The organism is Collinsella sp. AF14-35 (assembly GCF_003464565.1).
Taxonomy (GTDB): domain Bacteria; phylum Actinomycetota; class Coriobacteriia; order Coriobacteriales; family Coriobacteriaceae; genus Collinsella.
This window is the reverse complement of the sequence record NZ_QRZD01000018.1, coordinates 27,023-51,029: the sequence shown is the minus strand read 5'-3', so window position 1 is coordinate 51,029 and position 24,007 is coordinate 27,023. Positions and strand designations below refer to the sequence as shown.

The following is a 24,007-nucleotide window of genomic DNA, read 5'->3' as shown; positions in this document are numbered from 1 at the left end:
GATGGAAACGGATGTTCTATCGGGACACACATTTTGTCCTATAAGCCGAGATAATCGCGCCGCGAAAAAAACCTCCGCAGGGGTGCTTCCCTTGCGGAGGTTTTTTACTCGTTAAGTAGCCTTACGGCTTCGGCGGCCATGTTCTCGGCCGTCATGCCGTTCTGAGCGAGCAGCTCGTTGGGGTCGTAGCGGTCGGGGAAGCCCTTGGCGATGCCGAAGGTGCGCGTGCGCAACGGCGTGCATGCCAGATAACATGCCACGCGCTCGCCCCAGCCGCCGTCCAAGATGCCGTCCTCGAGGGTGACGACAACGCGATGCTCGGCGGCAAGGCTGTCGAGGAACTCACGGTCGAGCTCAGTTGCATAGCGCGGGTTGACGAGCGTGGCCTCGATGTCGCACTCGGCAGCCAAGCGGTTTGCTACGCGCTCGCCCAGCTCAAAGAAATCGCCAAGCGCGAGCACGGCCACGTCGCGACCCTGGCGCACCACGTTGTAACGAACGGCGCCGTAATCGGCGTCCTCGGCAGGCGCCAAGTCGGGGCGGCTTACCAAGCCAATGCCCGGCACGCGAATCGCCACGGGATGCTCGCGGTGGTCGAGCGACCAGCTCAGCATGGACAGATATTCCTCCATGCAGGCCGGCGCCAAGTAGTGCATGTTGGGAAGACCGCCCAGCATGGAAATATCAAAGAACGAAAGGTGCGTCTCGGACGTGGTGCCAAAGATCGACGCGCCAAACACCAGGATGGTTGCGGGGGCGTCGTTGAGGCACAGGTCGTGCCACAGTTCGTCGTAGGCGCGCTGCAAAAACGTGCCGTACACACCAAAGACTGGCTTGGCACCCGAGCGCGCAAGCGCGGTGGCAAAGGTCACGGCGTGCTCCTCGGCAATGCCCACATCGACGAACTGTTTGCCGGCGGCGGCGCGAAGCTCGGGTGTAAAGCCCATGATGTAGGGCGTGGCGGCCGTGATGCCCACGACCTGCGGATCGTGCTCGATGGCGGCGCTGAGCGCCTCGCCCGTAATGTCGGCATAGGTGCGCGGCGCAGGCTCGCTCGGATGGCCCGGGCAGAGCTTGCGCCCAGTCGCCATGTCAAACGGACCCACATGATGCCAGCGCTCGGGGTCGCTCTGGGCTGGCTCAAAGCCCTTGCCCTTTGCGGTGGAGACGTGCAGCACGATGGGATGATCGATATCGCGCAGCTCCTGCAGCGTGTCGACCAGGGCCAACACATCGTTGCCGGTGTCCAGATAGCAGTAGTCGAGCCCCATCGCGCGGAAAACGTTGCGCTCACAGGTGCCGTTGTTGGCGCGTAGCTCGGCCAGATTGCGATACAGGCCACCGTGGTTTTCGGCGATGGACTGGTCGTTATCGTTGACGATGATGATCAAGTTGCTGTCGAGCTCGGCGGCATTGTTAAAGCCCTCAAACGCCAGACCGCCCGAAAGCGAACCGTCGCCAATGATGGTGATGACGTTGTACGCATCGCCCGCCAGGTCACGAGCGTGCGCCAAGCCGCAGCCCAGGCTCACCGATGTAGAGGTGTGGCCCATGGCGAACAGGTCGTGTTCGGACTCGTCGGGATTGGCAAAGCCAGAGGCCTCGCCGTAGCGTGCCGGGTCGATATAAGTGTACGCGCGCCCAGTCAGCGCCTTGTGGGCATAGGTCTGGTGCGATACGTCAAAGACAATTTTGTCGGTGGGGGAGTTAAACACGCGATGAAGCGCAACCGTAAGCTCAACGACGCCCAGGTTGGGGGCAACGTGCCCGCCGACGGCGGCGGAGCTTTCGAGGATGGCGTGGCGGATCTCGCCGCAGAGCAGCGGAAGCTCGGCGCGATCGAGAGCCTTGACGTCCTCGGGCGTTGTCGTTTGCGTAAGCAGCATCGTTGTGGGTTACTCCATGCGAATCGTGCGCCGGCACTCCCTCGGCCGGCACAATTGCACAAGACAGTCTCGCACATTTTGGCGTTTGATATGTGACGGCGGCGCGGTAATTCGCCAACTGGTGGGGCAAAACGTTTTGTCCGATGCCATACTGATAAGTTCCATGATGATTTTATTCATTGCGTGCAGGCTGCGGCTTGCCGCCGAGCGCCGCCGGAAGGAGGCCGCATGTCCGATACCGTTCGTGCCGAGAAAATCGCGCGCGAGGTCGACGATGCCGCCCGTCAGCTTGCCCAGGCGGGCCGCTTGGACCTGATGCATGAGTTTATCCAACATGGCGATGTGACGGTCTATACGCATGTGACCTCGGTAGCGCGGGCAAGTCTGTCCTTTGCCGAGCGCCTGGGCCGCGTCGGTATCTCCGTCGACCGCTTATCGCTGCTGCGCGGGGCCCTGCTGCACGATTACTTTCTCTATGACTGGCACGATCCCGACCCAAGCCATCGACTGCATGGCTTTCGTCACCCGTTTTTTGCCTTGGCGCGTGCGGAGGAAGATTTTGAGCTGACGCCGCGCGAGCGGAATATTATCGTACGGCATATGTTTCCGCTGGTACCGGTGCCGCCGACGTGTCGTGAGGCATGGATTGTGTGCCTGGCGGATAAATGGTGCGCACTGCGCGAGACGATTGCCGGCCGTCTGCCGCGCAAAGGCGGCGCGAACGATTTGAACGAGGGCCCGAGTAACGGCTCGAGCAAAGAATCGAACGAAAAGAGGAGTGGGTAGACGGTGGGAACCGCGATCGACATGGCATTTGACGGCGCGACGCTTGCCGCCTGTCCGCTCTCGGCGCTGGTACTCTCGTTTGCCTTCTACGGTTTTTGCGGCTGGGTATGGGAGTCGACAGTCTGCGCCATGCTCAACCACGGACGCTTTGCCAACAGCGGCTTTTTGCTAGGGCCGTGTTGTCCCATCTACGGTGCGGGCGGCATTGCGTGCTGGTTGCTGCTGCGTGGAATCCCAGACGCCTCGAGCCAGTTTGTCGCTGCCGCGCTCGTATGCAGCGTGATCGAATATAGCGTGGGCGTGCTGTTGGAAAAAACGACGGGTGCCCGGTTTTGGGATTACTCGCATCTGCCGTTTAACCTGCACGGACGCATCTGCCTGTACTGGGCCTGCGCGTTTGGCTTGGGTGCGTTGTGTATTTGCCGTTTAGTGGAGCCGGCATTGCTGGGGCTGCTTGGCCATCTGCCGGTGCTGATTGTGCGGCTGTCCGCCTTTATCGTCGCGGTCGCGATGATGGTCGATGCGGTGTGCTCGTTGGCGAGCTGGCGGCGTCTGTCCGATCAGCTTGAGCGCGTGCGTGCCGACCTTGCCGACCGCATCAATGAGTCGCTTGCCGACGCCTCCGACTCTATGCTCGAACGTATTCCCGATTCGGCGATTGACTCGGTGGCGCAGACGCATATCCGCGGTCGCGCCGTTAACGCTTGGCTGGCCGAGCTGGGCGACGCGGCGCTCGATGCCCTGCGCGAGAAGGCTTCGATGCCGACGTTTATTTCGGATGGTGCTCGCGGCCTGGCGCTCGCTGCCCGTCGCGTGGCCGATGCCGCGCCGAGCATGCCGCGTCCGTCGCTCGGTCGTCGCCTTGCCGGCAAGCGCATGAGCCGCCCGGTACCGAGCGTGTCACTCAGCCGCCGCGACCTACGCTTCTTTAACGCCTTCCCGCGTCTGCGCATCAATCGTTACGAGGGCGTCATCCGAGCTACCGACCTCCGCGACCGAGCCCGCGAGCTGTTCCGCCGCTAGCCGGGACGGGCGTGTTTGCGGCTTCCTTGCTCGCGTATTTCCCGTTCGTTTCGCGCCCGTTGCCGCGCCGTTTCCAAGATTGCGGCACCGTTTCCATTCGACAACGCAGCGTTTAACAACGCCGTATCTGGTCTACACCAGTTGCCCCTCGGCCGCATCATGAGCGCCGACAACGTTCATGCGACAAAGGGGGAGCGAATGTACGATACGGGATCGACAACGTTTATGCTCATCAACACCATGCTTATGTGCTTTGGAGTCATTGGCTTGGTGGGCGTGCTGTGGATTGTTGCCGGCTGGTCGCTGGCCTACGGCGGCGACGGCTCGAGTCCGTTTATTGGAGGCCTTGACCAGCTGCTGTGCCTGCCGGTGCTCAACCAGGTGCTGCAGGCGGCCGAGGGCAATGCTGCGGATGGTGCCGTCTACCCTCAGATCATCAACATCGCCTTCCAGATGGCGTTTGCCATGATCACTGCCGCTATCGTTACGGGCAGTCTGGCAGGCCGCGTTAAGTTTGGTGCCATGACGGCTTTCCTGGGCATTTGGCTGCTCGTGGTTTACGCGCCGCTCGCCCACATGGTTTGGGGCGGCGATGGCTCCTTTATCGGCGACATCATCGGAGCGCTCGACTTTGCCGGCGGCGACGTGGTGCACATTTCGTCCGGTCTTACGGGCCTGATTCTCTGCTTAATGCTCGGCCGTCGTCGCGGCTTTGGCATGGTGAGCTATCGTCCGCATAACGTGCCGTTTGTAGCACTGGGCGCCGGCCTGCTTTGGTTTGGCTGGTTTGGATTTAACGGCGGCAGCGAGTTTAAGGCCGACGCCGTGGCGGCGCTCGCCATCCTCAACACCGTGACGGCCAGCGCGGCGGGCATGGTCTCGTGGCTTGCCGTCGAGCGCGTGCACACCGGTCGTCCCACGCTGGTGGGCGCCAGCACCGGTCTGGTTGCGGGCCTTGTGGTGGTCACGCCGGGCGCGGGCTTTGTCGAGCCGTGGGCGGCGCTGGTCATGGGCCTGATCGTCTCTCCCGTCTGTTACCTGGCCATCAGCCATCTCAAGACCAAGTTCGGCTACGACGATGCGCTCGACGCGTTTGGCTGCCATGGTATCGGCGGCATCTTGGGCGGCGTGCTCACGGGCCTGTTCTGCGTGCCGGAGCTTTCGTGGACCGGTAAGGGCGGCCTGTTCTACACGGGTGACATGTCGCTGCTCGTCTCGCAAATCCTGGGCATTGTGGTGACGGTCGCTATTGTGCTGGTGCTCGACTTGGTGATTGCCGCGGTGGTCAAGGCGCTGTTCCACGGTAGCCTGCGCGTGGACGAGGCCGATGAGGCGCTGGGCCTGGATGCGAGTCAGCACGGCGAGAGCGCATATCCTTCGTTCTCCGGACTCGATTAGCAGCACGGCTTTCCCAGGCACCCGACCTTGCCCCTCAAACCGTCGCTTGCGTACCGAAGTACGCGGCGCTCCTCTTTCGGGGCAATCTCGGGCACCTGGAAAACCCGTGCCATGTGAAGGACAATTCATTTCTTTTATTGAAGAGAGGAATTCACTATGAAGAAAATTACGGCTATCGTGCGCCAGGAGAAGCTTGAGGTTCTCAAAGATGCGCTGTTTGCTGCTGATGTTCGCGGTATGACTATCAACCAGGTGCAGGGATGCGGCGCGCAGCATGGCTGGAAGGAATACGTGCGCGGCAACGAGCTGCTCGTCAACACGATCCCCAAGGTGCAGTTCACCCTCATCTGCGCCGATGAACATGTCGACGGCATTGTCGACATCATCTGCAACGCTGCTCGCACCGGTGCCGTTGGAGACGGCAAGATCTGGGTTGAGCCGGTCGAGGAGGTTATCCGCATCCGTACCGGCGAACACGGCCCTGCCGCGGTGTAGGATCGACCGCCTGCCATCCGCAACGTTAAAATGCTGCAATGAGGCACAAGACTTGCGTTGCGGATGGGCGGATTATGGGTCGCAATAAATATCCCGAGGAGACGGTCGCGAAGATTCTCGACGCGGCACTGGAGCTATTCTGCGCACAGGGTTATGAGGGGACGAGTATTCAAGATATCGTTGACCGTCTCGACGGCATGACCAAGGGCGCTGTCTATCATCACTTCAAGAGCAAAGAAGAGATTTTCAACGCCGCGTTTGATCGGGCGATGACTCCGATTGTTGAGCACCGCCGCTCGATGCTTGGCGTCGGTAATATGACCGGAGCCCAAAAGCTCAAGCGACTGTACGCTCCCGAGTCCGTTGTTCCACAAATTGAGCTATGGGCACGTATGCGTCCTGCAGCAGATCCGGTAAAAAGCTCGCGTCTACTGGCGATGCAGTACCAGGGCTCGTTTGACGAGTCAGCCGATGGCTGTCTCTTGCCAGTGATCGAGGAGGGCATCGCCGACGGCTCCATTGCGTGCGAATGCCCGCGCGAAGCGGCGGAGGCCGTATCGTTGTTGGCGAATCTCTGGCTGCTGCCATTGTTCCGTCCGCTCGAGCCCAAGGAGCGAATGCTCGCTCGCGCACAATGTTTGGCGCAGATGGCTGCCGCGGTGGGGCTCGATTTGGGTAATGAAGTGCTTCAGACAACGGCGCAGATTTGGGACGTATGGGACCGCGCCGGGTGGTAATATAGATACCAACGGTATGTAATTGATTTGTGAGGGTAGCCACGGCTGCCCTTTTCAAGTCATTAAATACATACTAGTGGTATGTATAGGGGGTGGGCTTATGGCTGGGCTGAGAGACGTCGGTGTCTCGTTGAAATCAAAAACAGTGCGGTCAATCAGGCTCGCGGAACTTCTGGTTGCGCAGCTGTGCACGTATTCGATGCTGTCGGCGCTGTGCTTTGCGTATCCACTTTACTTGTTCGATCGCAGTGGATCGTCAACGTTATATGGCGTCGTCGCGGCGATAGCGTTCATACCCGGCGTACTTGCAACTCCGGTTGGCGGAATCTTGGCGGATAGGGGAAGACATCGCGAGGTCCTCGTGTCCCTCGGCATTGCTCTGATGACTGCATCACTGCTGTCTATCCCCATGAAGCACTCATTGCCTCTTGCGGTCGTCGTAGTAGCGATACTTTGTGTTCAATATGGTTCTCAATCGCTGCTGAAGCCAATGCTCCAAATTGAGACGGTGCGCATGGCGGGTGAAGAGAAGGTTGAGCGGGCCACTGCATTGGTTTCGCAGATGACCATGGTGAGCAATATCTTGGGCCCTGTGGTCGGGACGGCAGTCTATGGGTACTTTGGCATCGATGCTCTTTGCACAACCGCGTCGGTGGCGTTTGCGATTTCAGCTCTCTTGTTTGGGGGCGCGCTCAAGCAAAATGCCTCATTTGAAACGATGGGCGACGGCGCGACTCGTACGACATGCCGAAACGATTTTCGGGAGTCGATTCGGTATCTGTTGCAAAATGCATTATTGGTCGCTGTGATTTTGCTTGCGGCAGTTTTGAACCTTGCGTTGGTTGGGCTAATGATTGGCGCTCCCATTATTGTTACAAAGCATCTCGGCATGCAATCGTCCTGCGTTGGGATAGTTGAGGTTGCTCTGGGCCTGGGTGGTCTTACCGGCAGTGGCTTGGTCGGCATTTGGCCGCATCGCTTTTCTCTCAATAGCATATGTCGATATGTTGCGATGATCTGTTTTGGAGTCGCACCGATTATTGTCGCGCAACTGTTCGGCGCAGATGCATGCGTGTTCACCGTGTTTGCGGTTGGTTCGGCATGGATCATGGTGTGGGCAAGCATTGCGTCGGTTGAAATCATCGCGTTTGTTCAGCGGGTAGTGCCGACTGAGCTCTGCGGAAAAGTGCTTTCGGTCGTTTACATGGTCCTTTCCTGCGCAACACCTATCGGCCAATTGACGTACGGGGTTGCATATGATCGATGGACACCGGCGATTGTATTCGCAGGCATGCTGGCGGTGCTGACGTTGACGACGGCGCTGTTTTATCGGCTGAAAAGTCGCTTGTGGCGATTGTCTTAACGCGCTGGGGCACCGTGAATTTGTGGAGGCGGTGGTACGCCGCGCCGGGACGGCATTGTTTGGGCGTGCCTCTCTTTCGTCTAAAATAACGTGCAGACGAAAGAGAGGCACGCCCATGATCAAGATGTTCGCGAGTGACTTAGACGGAACGCTGCTTAACGCCCTGCACGAGGCAGACGGGACTATCCGCCGTGCCATTCGCGAGCTGACCGAGGCCGGCTTGCATGTGGTTCCCGCGACCGGACGCTCGACGCTGCCGATCGGTGAGCATGGCTTTACAGGCCTGGCGCTTGACGCCTGCTGCTCCAACGGATCCATCGTGCGCGACAGTCATGGCGAGGTGCTCAAAACCTGGACCGTCGACCCGCAGATCACTGAGGAGCTGCTCAAGGAGTTTCCGGATATCTGTTTTGATTGTTCTACGCCCGATGGCATGTTTTCGAGTGGATCGTTCGAGATGCATCAGGCGGGCTTTAAAAAGGACAGCCCCATCAAGCGTATCGTGATGCGTGGCATGCGTGCACGTGGCGGCTATCACGAGGAGCAGTATTTCGACCAGTCGATCGGCGACATCTTGCGTCATGACGTGTGCAAGATCAATTGTCGCGTGACCTCGCCCGAGCTGGAGCGTGACCTTAAGGCCTATCTTGCCGAGCGCTCGGACCGTGTGGTCAACGCGCCGTTCGATCCGGTGATGTTCGAGATCACGGACGTGGCATGCAACAAGGGCGAGAGCGTGGCCTGGCTGGCGGGCTACTACGGTATTGCCGAGGACGAGGTCGCGGTCTATGGAGACGGCGGCAACGACATCGCCATGCTCAAGCGTTTCCGCCACAGCTACGCGACCAAAAACGCAAGCGATGCAGCTAAGGTCGTCGCGAGCGCAACTATCGGCAGTTGCATGGCCCATGCCGTTCCCAAGCACATGCTCGCCACCATGCGCAAGCAGAACTCCCGCACCGTCATCGAATAATGTGACAAAGGAACTGCCCCTTCGTCGCATCCCAAATATTGCCTTTACGTGTTGATGCACACGGTGTGCAATAATACTCGCATTGTGCAATAGCGCACAGGCTGAGTAACAAGGAGGACGCTTGTCCCAGCTCGAGAAATGCGACCGCCGGTCCCTTCGCTCGCAGCGTGCCCTTCGCCAGGCACTTGCCAGCGAGCTTGCCGAAAGCGGCGACCTTTCGCGCATTAATGTCGCGTCGCTCACCGAGCGCGCTGGCCTTACGCGCCGCACGTTCTATTCGCACTACCGCGATATCCCCGACTTTATCAATCAAATCGAGGACGGCTTGCTGGCCGAGATCCGTGAGCGCATTGAGCTCATCACCGCAGCTCAGCTGCCTGATCTCTATCACAACATCGATGAGCTCGAGCCGGCGCCCGGTTCGGTTGAGCTGCTGCGTTATCTTGCGGCCAACCGCGACTTAATCGGTGCGCTGCTGGGTCCGGGCGGCGACCAGGCCTTCATTAAAAGGATCATCGACACCGCGCGTGAGGCTGTGGTGCCGCGTGCGCAGACGGGCATTTTGGGCCTGGCGCTGGGCACGTTCTTTGACTACTACGTCACCTACGTCGTGAGTGCCGAGGTCGGCCTGATTCAGCGCTGGTTTGAGCGTGGGCTCACCGAATCGCCCGAGGCCATGGCGCGCATTATGACGGTGCTCGCTTTTGTGCGCCCCGGCGACCTGTATGGCCAACCCATCGATATCAACGTGCCGGAATACGGCATGAAGCTATTGAACTTGCAGCTCGAGGACGCGGCCGACACCGTCGCAACCGTCGAGTCCAACAACTAAGAGGAGAGACAATGAGCAAACTCGTCGAGGGCATCAAGGACCGTGTGGTCGCTGCCGCACGCGAGGCCGCGCCCGCCGTGGTGGACGCTGCGCAGAAGGCCGCGACCGCTGCTGCCGAGAAAGTTGCCGAGGCTGTTGCCGATGCCAAGAACGCGGCAGGGGAGACGCTCACCGCTGGCGCAGCCACGCCCAACGTTGCCGAGTCCGTAACCGCCATCGCTGCCCACGCCCCCGAAGGCGCGATCTTCAACCCCGAGGCCGCCCGCGGCAACCTGCACCTGGGCATCGACGTGGGCTCCACCACCGTTAAGCTCGCCGTGCTCAACGACGACAACCAGATCGTCTACGCCAAGTACCAGCGCCACCACACCGACGTCCGTGCCTGCGCCCGCGACCTGTTCGAGGGTGCTGCGACCGTGCTGCCGACGGCCCAGATGACCTGCGCCATTACCGGCTCGGGCGGTCTGCTGCTTTCCCAATGGCTCGACCTAGAGTTTGTCCAGGAAGTCATCGCCAGCAAGCGCGCCGTCGAGACCCTCATCCCGGCCACCGACGTCGCCATCGAGTTGGGCGGCGAGGACGCCAAGATCATCTACTTCGATAACGGCATCGAGCAGCGCATGAACGGCACCTGCGCCGGCGGTACGGGCGCGTTCATCGACCAGATGGCAACCCTGCTCCATACCGATGCCAGCGGCCTCAACGAGCTCGCGGCCAACGCCACCACCATCTATCCCATCGCCAGCCGCTGCGGCGTTTTTGCCAAGACCGACGTGCAGCCGCTGCTCAATGAGGGCGCCCGCCCCGAGGACGTGGCCGCCTCCATCTTCCAGGCCGTCGTGACCCAGACCATCTCGGGCCTGGCGTGCGGCCGTCCCATCCGCGGCAACGTCGCCTTCCTGGGCGGCCCGCTGCAGTATCTCTCCGAGCTGCGCCACCGCTTCTACCTCACGCTCAACCTGGACGAGGAGCACCGTATCGTGCCCCAAAACGCTCACCTGTTTGTGGCGAGCGGCGCCGCCATGGCGCACGAGTCCAACAAGCTCAGCACGTTCCCGCAGCTCATCGAGGCCATTGATGCCCTGGGTGACACACAGGGTGCCGAGGTCGATCGTCTGGATCCGCTCTTTGCCACCGACGAGGACTCTGCCGAGTTCAAGGGTCGCCACGACCAGGAAGTCGTCCCCAAGGGCAAGCTCGACGGCTACACCGGCCGCGTGTTCATTGGCATCGACGCCGGTTCCACCACCATGAAGGCCGCGCTCGTGGGCGAGGACGGCCAGCTGTTGCATACCTGGTACGGCAACAACAACGGCGACATCCTGGGCACGGCCAAGGTCATCATGGCCGATTTCTACAACCACATCCCCGCTGGCTGCACCATCGGCCACGTGACCACCACGGGCTACGGCGAGGCGCTGCTCATCGAGGCCCTCAAGGCCGATTCCGGCGAGATCGAGACCGTCGCGCACCTGCGCGGCGCCAAGGCGTTCCTGCCCGGCGTCGAGTTTATCCTGGACATCGGCGGCCAGGACATGAAGTGCCTGCGCGTCAAGGACGGTGTCATCGAGCACATCATGCTCAACGAGGCCTGCTCGTCGGGCTGCGGCAGCTTTATCGAGAGTTTCGCCGTCTCTATGAACATGGACGTGCGCGCGTTCGCCGACGCCGCCATCCATGCTAAGGCCCCCGTCGACCTGGGCAGCCGCTGCACGGTCTTTATGAACTCGCGCGTCAAGCAGGCGCAAAAGGAAGGCGCCACGGTGGGCGACATCGCGGCCGGCCTGTCCTATTCCGTCATCAAGAATGCCCTGTTCAAGGTCATTAAGCTGCGCGACCCCAAGGAGATCGGCAGTCAGGTGATCGTTCAGGGCGGCACCTTTATGTCCGATGCCACGCTGCGCGCGTTTGAGCAGCTCACCGGCGTGCATGCCGTGCGCCCTGACATCGCCGGCTGCATGGGCGCCTACGGTGCGGCCCTACTCGCCCGCGATCGCGCCGCCGCCGACGGCATTTCGACCATTCTTTCTGCCGAGGATATCGCGCACCTCACCGTGACGCAAAAGCATGTCCGCTGCGGCCGTTGCTCTAACAACTGCCAGCTTACCGTCAACGACTTTGGCGGCGGTAGGCGCTTCATTACCGGCAACCGCTGTGAGAAGGGTGCCGGCCACAAAAAGCAAAAGACCGAGGCCCCCAACCTCTTCAAAAAGAAAAACGAGCTGCTCTTTAACCGCGAGGTTCTGAGTCCTGACGAGGCCCCGCGCGGCACCGTGGGTATCCCGCGCGCACTCAACATGTACGAGAACTACCCCTTCTGGCACGCGTTCTTTACGCGCCTAGGCTTTAGCGTGCAGCTGTCCGACCAGTCGAGCAAGAAGACCTACCAGGCGGGCATCGAGTCCATGCCGTCAGAGAGCGTGTGCTATCCGGCCAAGATGAGCCACGGCCATGTGATGAACCTTATCGACCGCGATGTCGACTTCATCTGGATGCCGTGCGTGCGCTGGGAGCGCAAGGAGGATCCGACCGCCGGCAACTGCTATAACTGCCCCATCGTCATGAGTTACCCCACGGCGCTGGCGCTCAACATCGACGAGATCCGCGAGCAGAACATCGAGTTCCTGTATCCGTTTGTGCCGTATCACGACAAGACCGAGCTCAAGCGCCGCCTGTATCAGGTGCTCGCCGTCGACCGCGTGGCCGATGCGCAAGCCGGTCGCGGTCGTGTGCGCGGTCCCAAGATCACGCGCTCCGAGGTCGATGCCGCCGTCAACGCTGCCTTTGAGGCCGATGCGCGCTTCCACGAGGACATCCAGACCATGGGCGAGGAGGCCCTTAAGTGGGTCGAGGACCACGGTGGCCATGGCATTGTGCTCGCCGGCCGCCCCTACCACAACGACCCCGAGATCAACCACGCCCTGCCCGAGCTTATCTCGAGCTTTGGCTTTGCGGTCTTTACCGAGGATTCGCTCGCGCATCTCGTGAAGCCCGAGCGTCCCATCCGCGTCGTCGACCAGTGGATGTACCACAGCCGCCTGTACGCCGTCGCCCGTTTTGTGACGATGCGCAACGACTTGGACCTGATCCAGCTCAACTCCTTCGGCTGCGGTCTGGATGCTCTGACCACCGACCAGGTGCAGGAGATTCTGGAGGCCAGCGGCAAGATCTACACCGTGCTCAAGATCGACGAGGTGTCCAACCTGGGCGCCGCGCGCATCCGCATCCGCTCGCTCATGGCCGCGCTTAAGGACCAGGAGGCCGAGCGCTTGGCCGAGGCTACGGCAGCGGGCGAGGCCTACGAGCAGGGCGATGCCGCGCCGGTGGCGCCCTCCACGGATGCCCCTGCGTTCGCGAGCCGCAAGTACACGTTCGAGGCGCAGCGAGAGAGCGCCTCGACCGCATGGCCCAAGGTGCCCTTTACCGAGCAGATGCGCGAGGAGGGCTACACCATCCTGTGCCCGCAGATGGCACCGATCCACTTTGACCTGGTCAAAGAGGTGTTCCGCGGTGCCGGCTACAACTTGGAGCTGCTGCCCTCGACCGATCACGATGCCGTCGAGGCCGGCCTGCGCTACGTGAACAACGACATCTGCTACCCGTCGATTCTGGTGACGGGCCAGATTATGGAGGCCATCGAGAGCGGTCGGTACGACCTGTCCAAGACGGCCGTGGTTATCAGCCAGACCGGCGGCGGCTGCCGTGCCACCAACTACATCGCACTCATCCGCAAGGCCCTGCGCGAGAGCGGCCACCCCGAGATCCCGGTGATCTCGCTTTCGGCCGTGGCACTCGGCGAGGATAACCCCGGCTTTAAGATTACGCCGGCGCTGCTTAAGCAGGCAGTCTACGCGGTGCTCTTTGGCGACGTGATGATGCAGATGCTCTACCGCTGCCGTCCGTACGAGGCCACGCCCGGTGCGGCGAACGCACTCTACGAGGAGTACATGGCGCGCGCCCGCAAGCTGGCGCCCAAGTTCAACCGCCACAACTACACCAAGCTGTGCCGCGAGGCCATCCGCGCGTTCGACACCATGCCGCTCGTGGGCGAGGGTACTAAGCCGCGCGTGGGCGTGGTCGGTGAGATCCTGGTCAAGTTCCACCCCACGGCCAACAACCACGTGGTCGACGTGATCGAGCGCGAGGGCTGCGAGGCCGTGGTACCGGGCCTGCTCGACTTCTTCCTGTACTCCATGAGCAACGCCGAGCTGCAGAAGGACGAGCTGGGAAGCTCTGCTACCACGCGCGCTGGTATGCAGGCGCTCATCAAGCTCGTGGACTGGATGCGCACGCCGGTGGAAGAGCTGCTCGAGAAGTCCCGCCGCTTTGAGGCGCCCGAGCGCATCGGCACCATGGCCGACAAGGCCCGCACGGTGCTTTCGGTGTGCAACAACATGGGCGAGGGCTGGTTGCTCACGGCCGAGATGCTCGACCTGATTGACCATGGCGCGCCCAACATCATCTGCACGCAGCCCTTCGCGTGCCTGCCTAACCATGTGGTGGGTAAGGCCGTGATCAAGGAGCTGCGCCGTCAGCACCCCGAGAGCAACATCGTCGCGGTGGACTACGACCCCGGTGCATCCGAGGTCAACCAGCTCAACCGTATTAAGCTCATGATCAGTGTGGCCAAGGAGAACATGCGCGCCGGTAAGGGCTTTAAGCTCGAGAAGGTGGCGCCGCTCGCGATGGACGAGGTCACCGGCCAGATGCGTGCTCATGACGGCTGTGTGAGCTGCGGGCCGGCCAGCGAGGAGGCCGTGGCATCGGTCGCCGAGCGCCTGGGACGCGGCATTAAGAAGTAGTTGGCCTACTTCGAGCCGGATGTAAGACAAAAGGGTGGTAGCCGTACCGGCTACCACCCTTTTTTACTGGATATATGTTGCGTAAATGGCCTTGCCGACGCCTTTCGTGGACTCGGATTTCGGAAGTGGGGCACAGTTTTGTGGGTGGTGAGTGGGCCACTGATTTGCCAAGAGTCTGCCGGCCCTTGTTGTTTTCTCTCGGAATACTACAAAAAACTCGGGGCTGGCCCACGCTTCCGTTCTGGCGGAATGCGATGCTGTTTTGCATAGAATTAGTACGCCCGCCATGTTCAGCCGGAAAGGTCTCCTTCTTCAGCGCTTTTTAAACAGCGGGATAGCTGGCGTGCCTCAAGTTGAATGCAGCTTATCGCGTGATGAGTTTGCGCTTGGACATCGTTTGAATTTGAAGCGCAGTAAAAAGGGATTGATAATCTATCTTGTTTGCTTAGGCAAACGATTTTTGCTGGATAGCCTATCCTGATTTGAGACGTTTGCGAGGCTATGGTCAAAATAACCCCATGCTTACGAATGAGAAAATCGGACAAATTGTGCTGGTCTGCTAAGTTAATACTCTCGTAGCGGGGGAAAAGGCCCAGATGGTTAAATGCTGAGTCTATTCTTTTTCGACAATATCGAATGTCACAGGTGTTTGCAATTGGATATTGAGCCACCGCGTTTAGATTCGCTGCTGCGTGACTAGCTAATGGGTGATTGCTTTCAACGAGGAGGTTGACTTCGGCGTTCAATAAAAAATGCGATTCAAAAAGATTGGTGTCTACTTGCCCAGCGACAATCGCAATGTCGATTTGTCCGTCAAGTAGAAGGGATAAGCACGTTCCGCCGTCGTCGTATCTGGAAACAGCAAATTTACCACCGTTGTACTTTTTCGAGAGCCGGTTTAGTGCGGGCTGGTTGAACCAGCTTGTGAGTATTGGTGGTAGTCCGACTGCAACGTGTGTCAAATGTGTCTGGGTTATTTTTATCTTTTCACGCGTGATTTGCGCATACGCTTGAATTCCCTCAATTGAAGCTAGTGCATCTAATGCTATAGGAAGGATTTCCTCTCCATAGTTTGTTAGATGTAGAATACTGCCTCTTTTTTCGAACAGCTTCAGACCAAGTTCAGATTCCAATGCTCGAATGCCTTTTGAAACAGCTTGCGGCGAAACGCTTAATATAGTTGCTGCATCCGAGTAATTCTGACAATCAAATACCTTTATGAAATACTGCAGCTGAACAACATTCACCAGAATTTCCTTAGGTTGAATTTTTAATCAGGCTAAGTGTAAATTAAAAAATGTTAAACAAGGCAAACAAATTGTTTCATCTAGTACAAAAAGTTATCAAACAGCTTTTGACTTTTTGACCAAAGTATAACTAGGCCTAAAACGAGAAAGGAGCCATTGTGGATTGGATACAGCCAACTCAAACACCTAACGATATTGCTTTGCTATCAAGTTGGTGTCCTTGTCAGGGCGCAAAATGTCAGGGGCGCTGTAATCCCTGGGGGATGTGTGCCGTGTACACGGGCGGGAATTGCCGCGCATTTCAACATTGCGGTATACACGTTAGCTAGGAGCTTCGATGGAATATATTCAAAAGCCAGTGAATACTCAGATGCCTGCTTCGTCTCGAGATATTTCTACGTGTGTGTCCTGTGCAGCGCATATTTGTTGGAGTTATTCAGGGGGAGGACCGTGTGGCCTGAGGATCTGCATTACCAAATTTTGTGGCTGGAATTACTCCTAATGGCAGGTTGAAATATTGAAATATGCAACGGAGTAGAAATGAAACAGTCTCGCTTTAATGTAATCGATAAAGGCAATCAGCCTACGCTGGTATATAACTCTTACTCCGGCGCAATTGTTGCGTTGGATGCGGAATACGAGAAGGCACTATTTGCGAATGGGGCTAATGGCCCTTCGGAAATTGTCGACAATTTGATGGACGCGGGGTTGTTGGTTTCCGACGGACTTGATGAAATCGAACATTTAAAAGAGATATCATCGGCCTGTCGCATGCAATCAAAATCACTTTCATTTACGATAGCTCCGACATTGAATTGTAATTTCAGGTGTCCGTATTGTTATGAGGACGGCAAGCGTTATGGTTCAATGAGCGACCAGTGCGTCGATCAGGTAATAAAGCATATCAATGGCATGGCTTTAGACAATCAGGCAGAAAGTTTGCAGATTGCCTGGTATGGCGGCGAGCCTTTATTGGCGATTGAGACGGTGGAGAAGATTACGCGCGGAATCCGAAGTGATGAAATCTTATTTAACGCCAGCATGGTGACCAACGGTTATTTCTTAGATGGGAAAACGGCGGAGTTGCTTGCAAAAAATGGGGTCACGCACGTTCAGGTGACTGTCGATGGTCCGCCTGAAATACACAATCAACGAAGATGTCTTCCTTCTGGCGGTGATACGTTCAACCGTATTATCGATAACGTAAAAAGAGCTAGTGCGTACTTCAATGTCATCTTAAGAGTTAATGTTGATCCGACGAACGGTGATCAGATTGATCGCTTGATTGATTCGCTTGATCAAAAAGGTCTTCGTAATAGAGTAAAACTGTATTTAGCGGCAGTAGATGATATAAATGGGGCATGCGCTAACTCTCCGTGCTATTCAGAGGACGAATTTGCCTCGATTGAAGCATCCTGTTTGTCTCGCTACAAAATGACGGGGTACATGGATCCGTTTCTTCCAGGCTTTAATCCGACCATATGCGGAGCCGTCAATAAATATTCAGAAGTTATTGGACCAGATGGTTCCTTATATAAATGCTGGAATGAAATAGGATATTCCGACAGAAGTTATGGCAGCATCTTTGAAAGCGTAGCGAGTAACGCATTCGAAGTTTCCAAATGGACTGCTTACGACTTTTGTTCAGATTCAGAATGTCTTAACTGCTCGCTTCTTCCTATGTGCATGGGTGGCTGTCCCTTCACCAGGCTGTATGAAAATAAGACAAGCTGCGTATCTGCAAGAAAGAACTGTATAAAAGTAATGAGGGCGGCCTATGATTTCAAGCATAAGAAGTGATGCGGACTCAACGGCGCTCTTCGATTGTCTGCCATATTTCAGACTTGGGTTTTCTTCCCAATTGCTTCTGGTTATAGTCTTCGCGTTGTGCTTAATAATATCTGGAATGATGGCTTCTGTATCCCCGCTGCTTACGAGCGCTCTGGTTGACAATATATCTAAAAAAACATCTTACGATACTATCATGATTAGCAGCGCTCTAATTGGTTTTGCGGCACTAATCGATATTGTTGTCAGTTATTTAAGCACCCTTCTTTCAATGCGGATAACGACCGTGGCTGCATACTCGATTGTTCGAAGTAAAATCGATGAGCTCGTTCGGATGCCTTTTGAGTTATATTTTGAGCAGGAGTCAGCTGAAAAAACTCAACAAATTTGTTCAGATGCCAATACTGTGGCTTCCTTCGGATTGTCGGTGCTCCAGACGGTACTTCTTGCGGTTGTCCAGCTAGGTATCAGTTTTATTTTTCTCTATGGATGCTCCGTAGCGCTCTTTTGGGTTTCCGTGACATTTTGCATCTTGTATGCAATTGCATATGCTTTATTCAGAAAACCGCTTTTTGTTTCAGGTCTGACCTTTAAGGAGGAGCAGTCCCTGTATTTCGGAAAAGTGGAGTCCGTACTTGCGCATCAGAGATTTTTGTATGTTAATGTGCTATTCGAAAGAGCATTGAAATCCATAGATAGCTTTTTTTCGTCTTTGCTGCACGCCGGAGTCGCCTATCAAAGTGTCGTTTCGAGATTTCAGGCAACGGATTCCTTTGCTGCGGCTGCGTCCCAGGTGACTATTCTTTTGATTTCGGCTTTCTATGTAATGCATGGAAGCATGAGTGTAGGCCAACTTGTTGCCGTTTCGAGCTACATGGCTTTAATGCTATCTGCCGTGAGGTCAATCTACGGTATAGGTAGTAGCGTACAAGACTGCTTCTCATCGATATCTCGTCTAAATGCCTCTAAATTGCCTTTGGCTGTTGCTGGAGAGGAGCTCTTGGAGATCGATTACATCGAACTGCATAATTTTGGTTTTACATTAAATGAAAAGTGTCTCTACAATAACTTGAATCTCAGGTTTGACAAAGGAAAGCTCTATGCTCTTGTGGGGATTAATGGCTCGGGCAAAACGAGCCTTGCGTACTTATTAATGGGTTGTTTCAATTCGGGTTACGGTGGGGCTATTTCCTACAACGGTAAGGCCCAAGAAGAAATCAACTGCGAGCACCTTAGGCGGAATCTAGTTTCGTTTGCCGAACAAACCCCGATATCAGTAAAGGATTTTCTTAGCGATAGAAATTTTCCTTCTATCGAAAAGAAGAGGTGCGGGGGAATGTCTCCTGGGGAACTGAAACAATTGGAAATTAGGCGGGTCTTGGAAAAGAAGGCAGACGTCTATTTATTCGATGAGCCAACAGCATCACTTGATATTGCTCATAAAGAAGCTCTGATAAATGCTGTGAAGGAACTGCGCAAGCACAAGATTGTCATTGTTATTACACACGATATGGACCTAATAGCAGCTAGTGATGAGGTGGTAGAGCTTGGGAAAAGCGACTGAAATAATGCGCCTGGGGGCACGTTATCTACTGGGTACGATGGTTGCTAGCGTGCCGTGGGCCATTTGGGTTATTGCAAAAGGATCTCCCGCTTGGCTGTGCTCTACAGGGGCGCTCTTTTGTGCGTTGGTAGTCTATCTTTTTGCAACTCGGGGCGCTGTTTCCCGTGATAAGACCAAGCAGCGTGGGATTCTTTTGGGATGGCAGTTCATTTTCATCGTATTTATTATTATGGCCGCCATGCTCGATATAGGTGGAAAATCAATATCCAGATGGGTATTGGTCTGTTCGGTTTCAGTTTTGCATGAGCTGTTATTTAGGTACGTATTTTTATTTGAATACACAATCGTCGGAATAGTTCGGCCGTTTTGCATAAGGGCATTTGTACAGTCGATTCTATGGGCATTGCTTCTCGTGACTCAACAGTGTTTAATCGGGGCACCCACAAATTACATCATTGCAATGATGGGGGGCTATCTTTGTCTGGGCCTTATTTTTGCGCTGCTCGTGCGAAAAACAGGGACAGTGTGCCCGTCTCTTTTAGCCATGATGTTTCTGGATTTTATCAACCTCCTAGCTCTTTGAGTTGCGGACAAAATCTTCAGGTGTTGGCGCCATGGCCGACAAGGCCCGCACGGTGCTTTCGGTATGTAATAACATGGGCGAGGTCTGGCTGCTCACGGCCGAGATACTCGACCTGATCGATCGCGGTGCGTCCAACATCATCTGCACGCAGCCCTTCGCCTGCCTGCGATTCGGTTAGCGAGGAGGCCGTGGCATCGGTCGCAAAGCGTCTGTGACGCGGTATTAAGAAGTAGCCGACCTGCTTCGGGCTAGATATGAGACGGAAGGGTGGTAGCCGTACCGGCTGCGGCCCTTTTTTACTGGATACATGTTGCGTAAATGGCCTTGCCGACGCCTTTCGTGGACTCGGATTTCGGAAGTGCGGGGAAAACTCCGAACCTTCGAGCACACTGCTCTTTTGAACTCTTGTGACCTGCGGTTTTGTTGCTAAAAAAGTCGGTCTGGTCGGCAGAACTCGATTTTTCACCGCACTTCCGAAAACTGCGATCTTGCAGTACGAAAAACGGCCTCCATAACTCTGGGTTTATTGATAAGTGTAGCCGTTCGCCGTATATCATTGTCCGTTTATGGAATCTATCTCCAACGAGTTGTAGTCATATGGTTTGATGTTGGAAACATATGATTACCGGCAGGCCGTAGGTGACGTTCCCCCTGATATCGGAGGTTCCGGGTATGTTTCGTGCTCCGTTAAACAACTATCGGTTGGGCTAACATGGATCGCCGTGTTATTTCGATAACCCTTGCAGTGGTTTGCCTAGCTGTGCTCCTGGGCGCTATAGGGCAGTTCGCTATAAGTCGAGAAACATCCTATATGCAGGAATGTGCTTCCGAAGGCTTTGCCATTGACGGTTACTATCGGGATGACGAAACGAGTCGGGAAACCCTGGCTTTTCTTGAGGAGGACAACTGTCGATGGCAGCTGGTCGACCAAGACGGAATCTGCACAGACGGGCAGTTTAAGCGTACGGATGACCCCAACATCCTGATATTAAAGAAGGAAAACGGTGAAGAATTCGGCACGGTCCACGTGGCGTATATTTCGCGCAGACGCGATCAGGGCTTGCTCTACCTATTTAGAGATACCAGGGTGACCCGTTTTTATCTGGTGAGTACCGGTCCGGCGTTTACAGTGGAGTCTGGCGATGTCGATGCGGACAGCTGATTCACGGCAATAAATCAGCGAGCGGGGCGCGGCCATGGACCGCACCCCGCTATTTGCTCGTGGCCCGCGTCACGTCTGCGCCATGTCGTGACTCGCGGCTGCGCGCATCCATCCCACGTCGCGTATTACTGCACATCAAACTCCACGCGATCGAGCTCGGGCACATTGAGATCGATGAGCTTGCGGGCTACACGGCGGTCGTGTGCCCCAAGCGCCTCGCTTGTCGTCACATGGGCGACAACCTCGCGCTCGACGATACCCTCCTCCCTGCCTTCGGTGGCCGAGGTCTCGACGGCAACGGTGTAATCCTTAAAGCCCGGCAGCGCCGCGGCAAGCTCGCGCGTGGTTTCGGTGACGCCGTAACCGTCCTGCACGCCGGCCTGCGCCGAGCCAATAGACCCCGCCGTCATAACGATGCAGGGGATGGCAAAGATCACCGTACCCACGATGATGCGGCGGCGCACCTTGCGCGATAGCTCGTCGACCTCGGCATTTTCCTCGGCGGTCACAATGCCGTCGCCGTTGAGGTCACGCTTGAGCGGCACGCGCAAAAGAAGCAGCACGGCTTCGGCAGCCAGTGCGATAAAGACCACGTTGATGCCAAACTCGTAGAGGGCCGAGAGAAACAGCGACCCGCTTGCGATGGCGATGCCATAGCCCGCCGCGCACAGGGGCGGCATGAGCGCGGTCGCCACGGCCACGCCGGCGATGAGCGTGGCGGGTTCCTGGTCGCGCGAGTTGCCCAGTCCGCCCGCAAAGCCGCCCGCGAGCGCGACGGCAAGGTCCCACACAGTCGGTGTCGAGTTGTCGATGATGGCGGCCGTGGTGGTGCCAAGGGGCGAGAGCTTAAAGTACAGCGTGGACGTGATTAGACAAAAGACCATCTGCAGCGCGAGGCCGGCAATTGCCTCGACGGCAATCTCGCGGTCGAGCGTGGCGATGCCGTATGCCATGGCAAGGACCGAGCCCATGAGCGGACAGATGAGCATGGCGCCCACGATGGCAATGTCCGAGTCGATATCGAGGCCGATGCTCGCGATCAACATGGCAATGATCAGGATGCATAAGTGTGAGCCAGTCAGGCGCGCCCCGTTTACAAAGCGCTTGCGAATCACGTGATAGGGCGCGCGTCCCTCGCGTATGTTGAACGCCTGCTTAAGGAAACGGGTGGCATTCTCCATGGCCTCGCTGTGTGCAGGGCGTATACCGTGACGACGATGATGACGCTCGCGCAGCCGCTTGATCTGTTGTTTGTCGAGTTCCATGCTTACCTCGTTTAGCTTCTGAGCCGCTTCTTGCGTCTGTCGTCTTTACTCTACACCGCGTTAGGCGAGGTGTCAGACAAGGTTTGTTGACCTGGAAGTCAGGACAATCGACATGGCTAAAACGCCGTGAGGATCATAAGAGTCAAATAGACAAAAAAGCGCGGGGCCGGTTTGATTCCGACCCCGCGCTCTGCGCTGGTGCGTTGTTGTTCGGCCTACCCCAGCAGGCTCAGACCAACAGAGACAAACGCCAGGATAACGCCGACGATGGACTCGCCGCCGAGCAGGCCGCTGGCAACGACCAAGCCCTGCTCCTGGAATGCGGCATCCTTGGAGGCCTTCTCCTCGTCCGAAAGACCGGCAGCGGCGTCGCGGCGTGCGGCCCACTTGTCGTAGGCGAGCTTGGCGCAGGAGCCCAAGAAGGCCGTGAGCGACATGTAGAACGGCAGGTACACGCCTAGGCCGATCATCATGGCCGGAATGCCGAGCCAGTACATGACGATGCCGGCGATAAAGCCGCCTGCGAACCACGGCACGCTCGGGATGCCCGAGACCATGGTGGCGACGACGCTTGCCTGCGCGGCCACAAAGCTCTTGTCGGGGCCGAAAGCATCCGGACCATAGGCGGTGACGAGCGCGACCATGACGGCAGCGGCGACCAGGGCGCCCACGATGCCGCCGATGGCCTGGCCGATCCACTGCGCACGCGGATTGGTGCCCAGCACGGCGCCGGCCTTAAAGTCGTTCATGACGTCGCCCGCAAGGCCGCATGCCACGGCCACGATGCCGGCGATAAAGAACAGCTTGACCTGGGCGATCTGTGCGAAGGCAGCCACGATGAGCATGACGATGAGGCCGAAGATCTCCATGGGGTCGATGCCCGTCTGGCCGCAGCTCTGCGCGCTCATGATAGTGGTGACAAAGGTGAACAGCGTGACGATGACGGCCGGGACGGGGCCAAGGTCGAGCGCGATGGCGACGATCACGGCGATGGCGGCAGTACCCAGGCCGATGATGCCGGCGTCGAGCTTAAGCGAGCCCGAGATGAGCGACTGCTCGTCGGTGTCGCTGGAGCTGTCGGCGGCGAGGCCGCGGGCGATGCCGGCGACCTGCGGCAGGATGTCCTTGAGGACGACGGCGACGCCAAAGCCCATCATGAGACCCATGCCGAGCGATTTGACGATGCCCTGCGCAGTCACAACGACGAATAGACCGGCAGCGGTGCCGCCCACGATGATGCCAAAGTTACCTAGCAGCGCGCCGGCAAACCAGAAGGCAACCGGGGCGAAGCCAACCAAAAAGCCGATGGAGAGCAGCATGGGCGAGTTATAGATGGCAAAGGTCACGCCGGGGATATTGAGCGTGCACAGCATGCTGGGCACCACGCCCAGAGCGTCGCGAAGCACGCTGTAGATGCCTGCGATGGCCATGGAGCCAAAGAGCTGCTTGCCGGTCTTGCCGCCGGCCTCGGTGGCGCGCAGTGTCTGAGCTGCGGCATTGCCGGTGGGAAACTCCAGCGCGGCGTCCACGATAAAGTGGCGGTGGATGAGCGCCGTTGCCAGCAGGCCCAAGATGGTGCCGGCGAGTGCCACGATAAACATGTCGAGCCAGCTGATCTGGTCGGCATAGCCCAGCATCCAGGCGCCCGGGATGGTAAACGCCAGGCCGCCGGCGACCATGGCGCCCGCGGACATGATGGTGTGGGTGACGTTGGCCTCGTTGAGGCTGGCGTTGCCCATGAGCTTCAGGAAGAACAGCGAGATGACGGCAGCGAAAATAATCGGCCAGGGGAGTGCACCCATCTTGAGGGCCGTGTAGGCCGAGCTTGCCGTGATGATCACGCAGCCAAGGACACCGATGACGACGCCGCGCAGCGTGAGTTGCCCGCGCATCGAAGCGCGGTTCGAGGGATTGCTCATATAAAACTCCTTTGCGTATATCCGCTTCCCCCGGGAGCGCCGTTACGGATACGGCGCGGGAAGTCGGGTTACCAAGGGCCGCCGCGTGAGCTCGCAAACGACCGCGCACCAGTATAGCGGCACGGCAGTTAATTTGGGACTGGGCTTTTTTAGCTATCCCAAGCGAAGCCGAAGGATGATTATT

At 57.4% G+C, this 24,007-nt stretch carries 18 protein-coding genes; 14 read left to right on the top strand and 4 right to left on the bottom strand.

The annotated features are described in order from the left end of the window. Positions 1-104 precede the first annotated feature (104 nt). Positions 105-1,886, bottom strand: coding sequence for a 1-deoxy-D-xylulose-5-phosphate synthase (locus DWW12_RS06980; protein WP_117855569.1), 1,782 nt, complete (start codon positions 1,884-1,886; stop codon positions 105-107). Between the two features lie 228 nt (positions 1,887-2,114). Here DWW12_RS06980 and DWW12_RS06975 point away from each other — a divergent pair, with 228 nt between their 5' ends. The 9 genes from DWW12_RS06975 (at position 2,115) to DWW12_RS06935 (ending at position 14,295) form a co-directional block, all read left to right on the top strand. Next, positions 2,115-2,672 carry an HD domain-containing protein gene (locus DWW12_RS06975; RefSeq protein WP_117855568.1) on the top strand — a complete coding sequence of 186 codons (558 nt, stop codon included), beginning with the start codon at positions 2,115-2,117 and terminating at the stop codon, positions 2,670-2,672. Between the two features lie 3 nt (positions 2,673-2,675). Next, complete coding sequence (locus DWW12_RS06970; protein WP_233544255.1) at positions 2,676-3,695, top strand: putative ABC transporter permease; 1,020 nt, start codon at positions 2,676-2,678, stop codon at positions 3,693-3,695. 198 nt (positions 3,696-3,893) lie between these two features. Continuing rightward, complete coding sequence (locus DWW12_RS06965) at positions 3,894-5,093, top strand: ammonium transporter (RefSeq protein WP_117855567.1); 1,200 nt, start codon at positions 3,894-3,896, stop codon at positions 5,091-5,093. 156 nt (positions 5,094-5,249) lie between these two features. Next, on the top strand, positions 5,250-5,588 hold the full coding sequence (locus DWW12_RS06960; protein ID WP_099432138.1) for a P-II family nitrogen regulator: 339 nt from the start codon (positions 5,250-5,252) through the stop codon (positions 5,586-5,588). 74 nt (positions 5,589-5,662) lie between these two features. Next, positions 5,663-6,325 carry a TetR/AcrR family transcriptional regulator gene (locus tag DWW12_RS06955; RefSeq protein WP_158549320.1) on the top strand — a complete coding sequence of 221 codons (663 nt, stop codon included), beginning with the start codon at positions 5,663-5,665 and terminating at the stop codon, positions 6,323-6,325. Between the two features lie 100 nt (positions 6,326-6,425). Continuing rightward, entirely contained in the window at positions 6,426-7,688 is a 1,263-nt protein-coding gene (locus DWW12_RS06950) for an MFS transporter (protein WP_117855566.1), read from the top strand. A gap of 115 nt (positions 7,689-7,803) precedes the next feature. After that, entirely contained in the window at positions 7,804-8,661 is an 858-nt protein-coding gene (locus DWW12_RS06945; RefSeq protein ID WP_117855565.1) for an HAD-IIB family hydrolase, read from the top strand. A gap of 121 nt (positions 8,662-8,782) precedes the next feature. Next, entirely contained in the window at positions 8,783-9,493 is a 711-nt protein-coding gene (locus tag DWW12_RS06940) for a TetR/AcrR family transcriptional regulator (RefSeq protein WP_117855564.1), read from the top strand. A gap of 11 nt (positions 9,494-9,504) precedes the next feature. Further along, a complete protein-coding gene (locus DWW12_RS06935) occupies positions 9,505-14,295 on the top strand; it encodes a 2-hydroxyacyl-CoA dehydratase (protein WP_117855563.1) in 4,791 nt (1,596 codons plus the stop codon). A gap of 290 nt (positions 14,296-14,585) precedes the next feature. On the opposite strand, the gene DWW12_RS06930 is transcribed toward DWW12_RS06935, so the two are convergent. Beyond that, complete coding sequence (locus DWW12_RS06930) at positions 14,586-15,542, bottom strand: LysR family transcriptional regulator (RefSeq protein ID WP_117855562.1); 957 nt, start codon at positions 15,540-15,542, stop codon at positions 14,586-14,588. A gap of 540 nt (positions 15,543-16,082) precedes the next feature. Here DWW12_RS06930 and DWW12_RS06925 point away from each other — a divergent pair. The 5 genes from DWW12_RS06925 to DWW12_RS06910 all read left to right on the top strand — a co-directional run bounded on the left by DWW12_RS06925 (position 16,083) and on the right by DWW12_RS06910 (position 20,639). Further along, positions 16,083-17,342: a radical SAM protein gene (locus tag DWW12_RS06925; protein ID WP_117855561.1), complete on the top strand. Its 1,260-nt coding sequence runs from the start codon at positions 16,083-16,085 to the stop codon at positions 17,340-17,342. Next, positions 17,320-18,894 carry an ABC transporter ATP-binding protein gene (locus DWW12_RS06920; RefSeq protein WP_117855560.1) on the top strand — a complete coding sequence of 525 codons (1,575 nt, stop codon included), beginning with the start codon at positions 17,320-17,322 and terminating at the stop codon, positions 18,892-18,894. The genes DWW12_RS06925 and DWW12_RS06920 overlap by 23 nt, the downstream gene beginning before the upstream one ends. Continuing rightward, entirely contained in the window at positions 18,878-19,477 is a 600-nt protein-coding gene (locus tag DWW12_RS06915; RefSeq protein WP_147345475.1) for a hypothetical protein, read from the top strand. Before DWW12_RS06920 ends, DWW12_RS06915 begins: the two co-directional genes overlap by 17 nt. Positions 19,478-19,508: 31 nt before the next feature. Then, the gene (locus DWW12_RS09860; RefSeq protein ID WP_158564423.1) at positions 19,509-19,655 is read left to right on the top strand and encodes a hypothetical protein; all 147 of its coding nucleotides are present in this window, start codon (positions 19,509-19,511) and stop codon (positions 19,653-19,655) included. Between the two features lie 534 nt (positions 19,656-20,189). Continuing rightward, a complete protein-coding gene (locus tag DWW12_RS06910) occupies positions 20,190-20,639 on the top strand; it encodes a hypothetical protein (RefSeq protein ID WP_117855558.1) in 450 nt (149 codons plus the stop codon). A 125-nt stretch (positions 20,640-20,764) separates the two neighbouring features. On the opposite strand, the gene DWW12_RS06905 is transcribed toward DWW12_RS06910, so the two are convergent. Next, positions 20,765-21,904, bottom strand: a complete 1,140-nt coding sequence (locus DWW12_RS06905; RefSeq protein ID WP_117855557.1) for a DUF389 domain-containing protein — start codon at positions 21,902-21,904, stop codon at positions 20,765-20,767. Between the two features lie 215 nt (positions 21,905-22,119). Further along, positions 22,120-23,823, bottom strand: coding sequence for an OPT/YSL family transporter (locus tag DWW12_RS06900; protein WP_117855556.1), 1,704 nt, complete (start codon positions 23,821-23,823; stop codon positions 22,120-22,122). Positions 23,824-24,007: the final 184 nt, after the last annotated feature.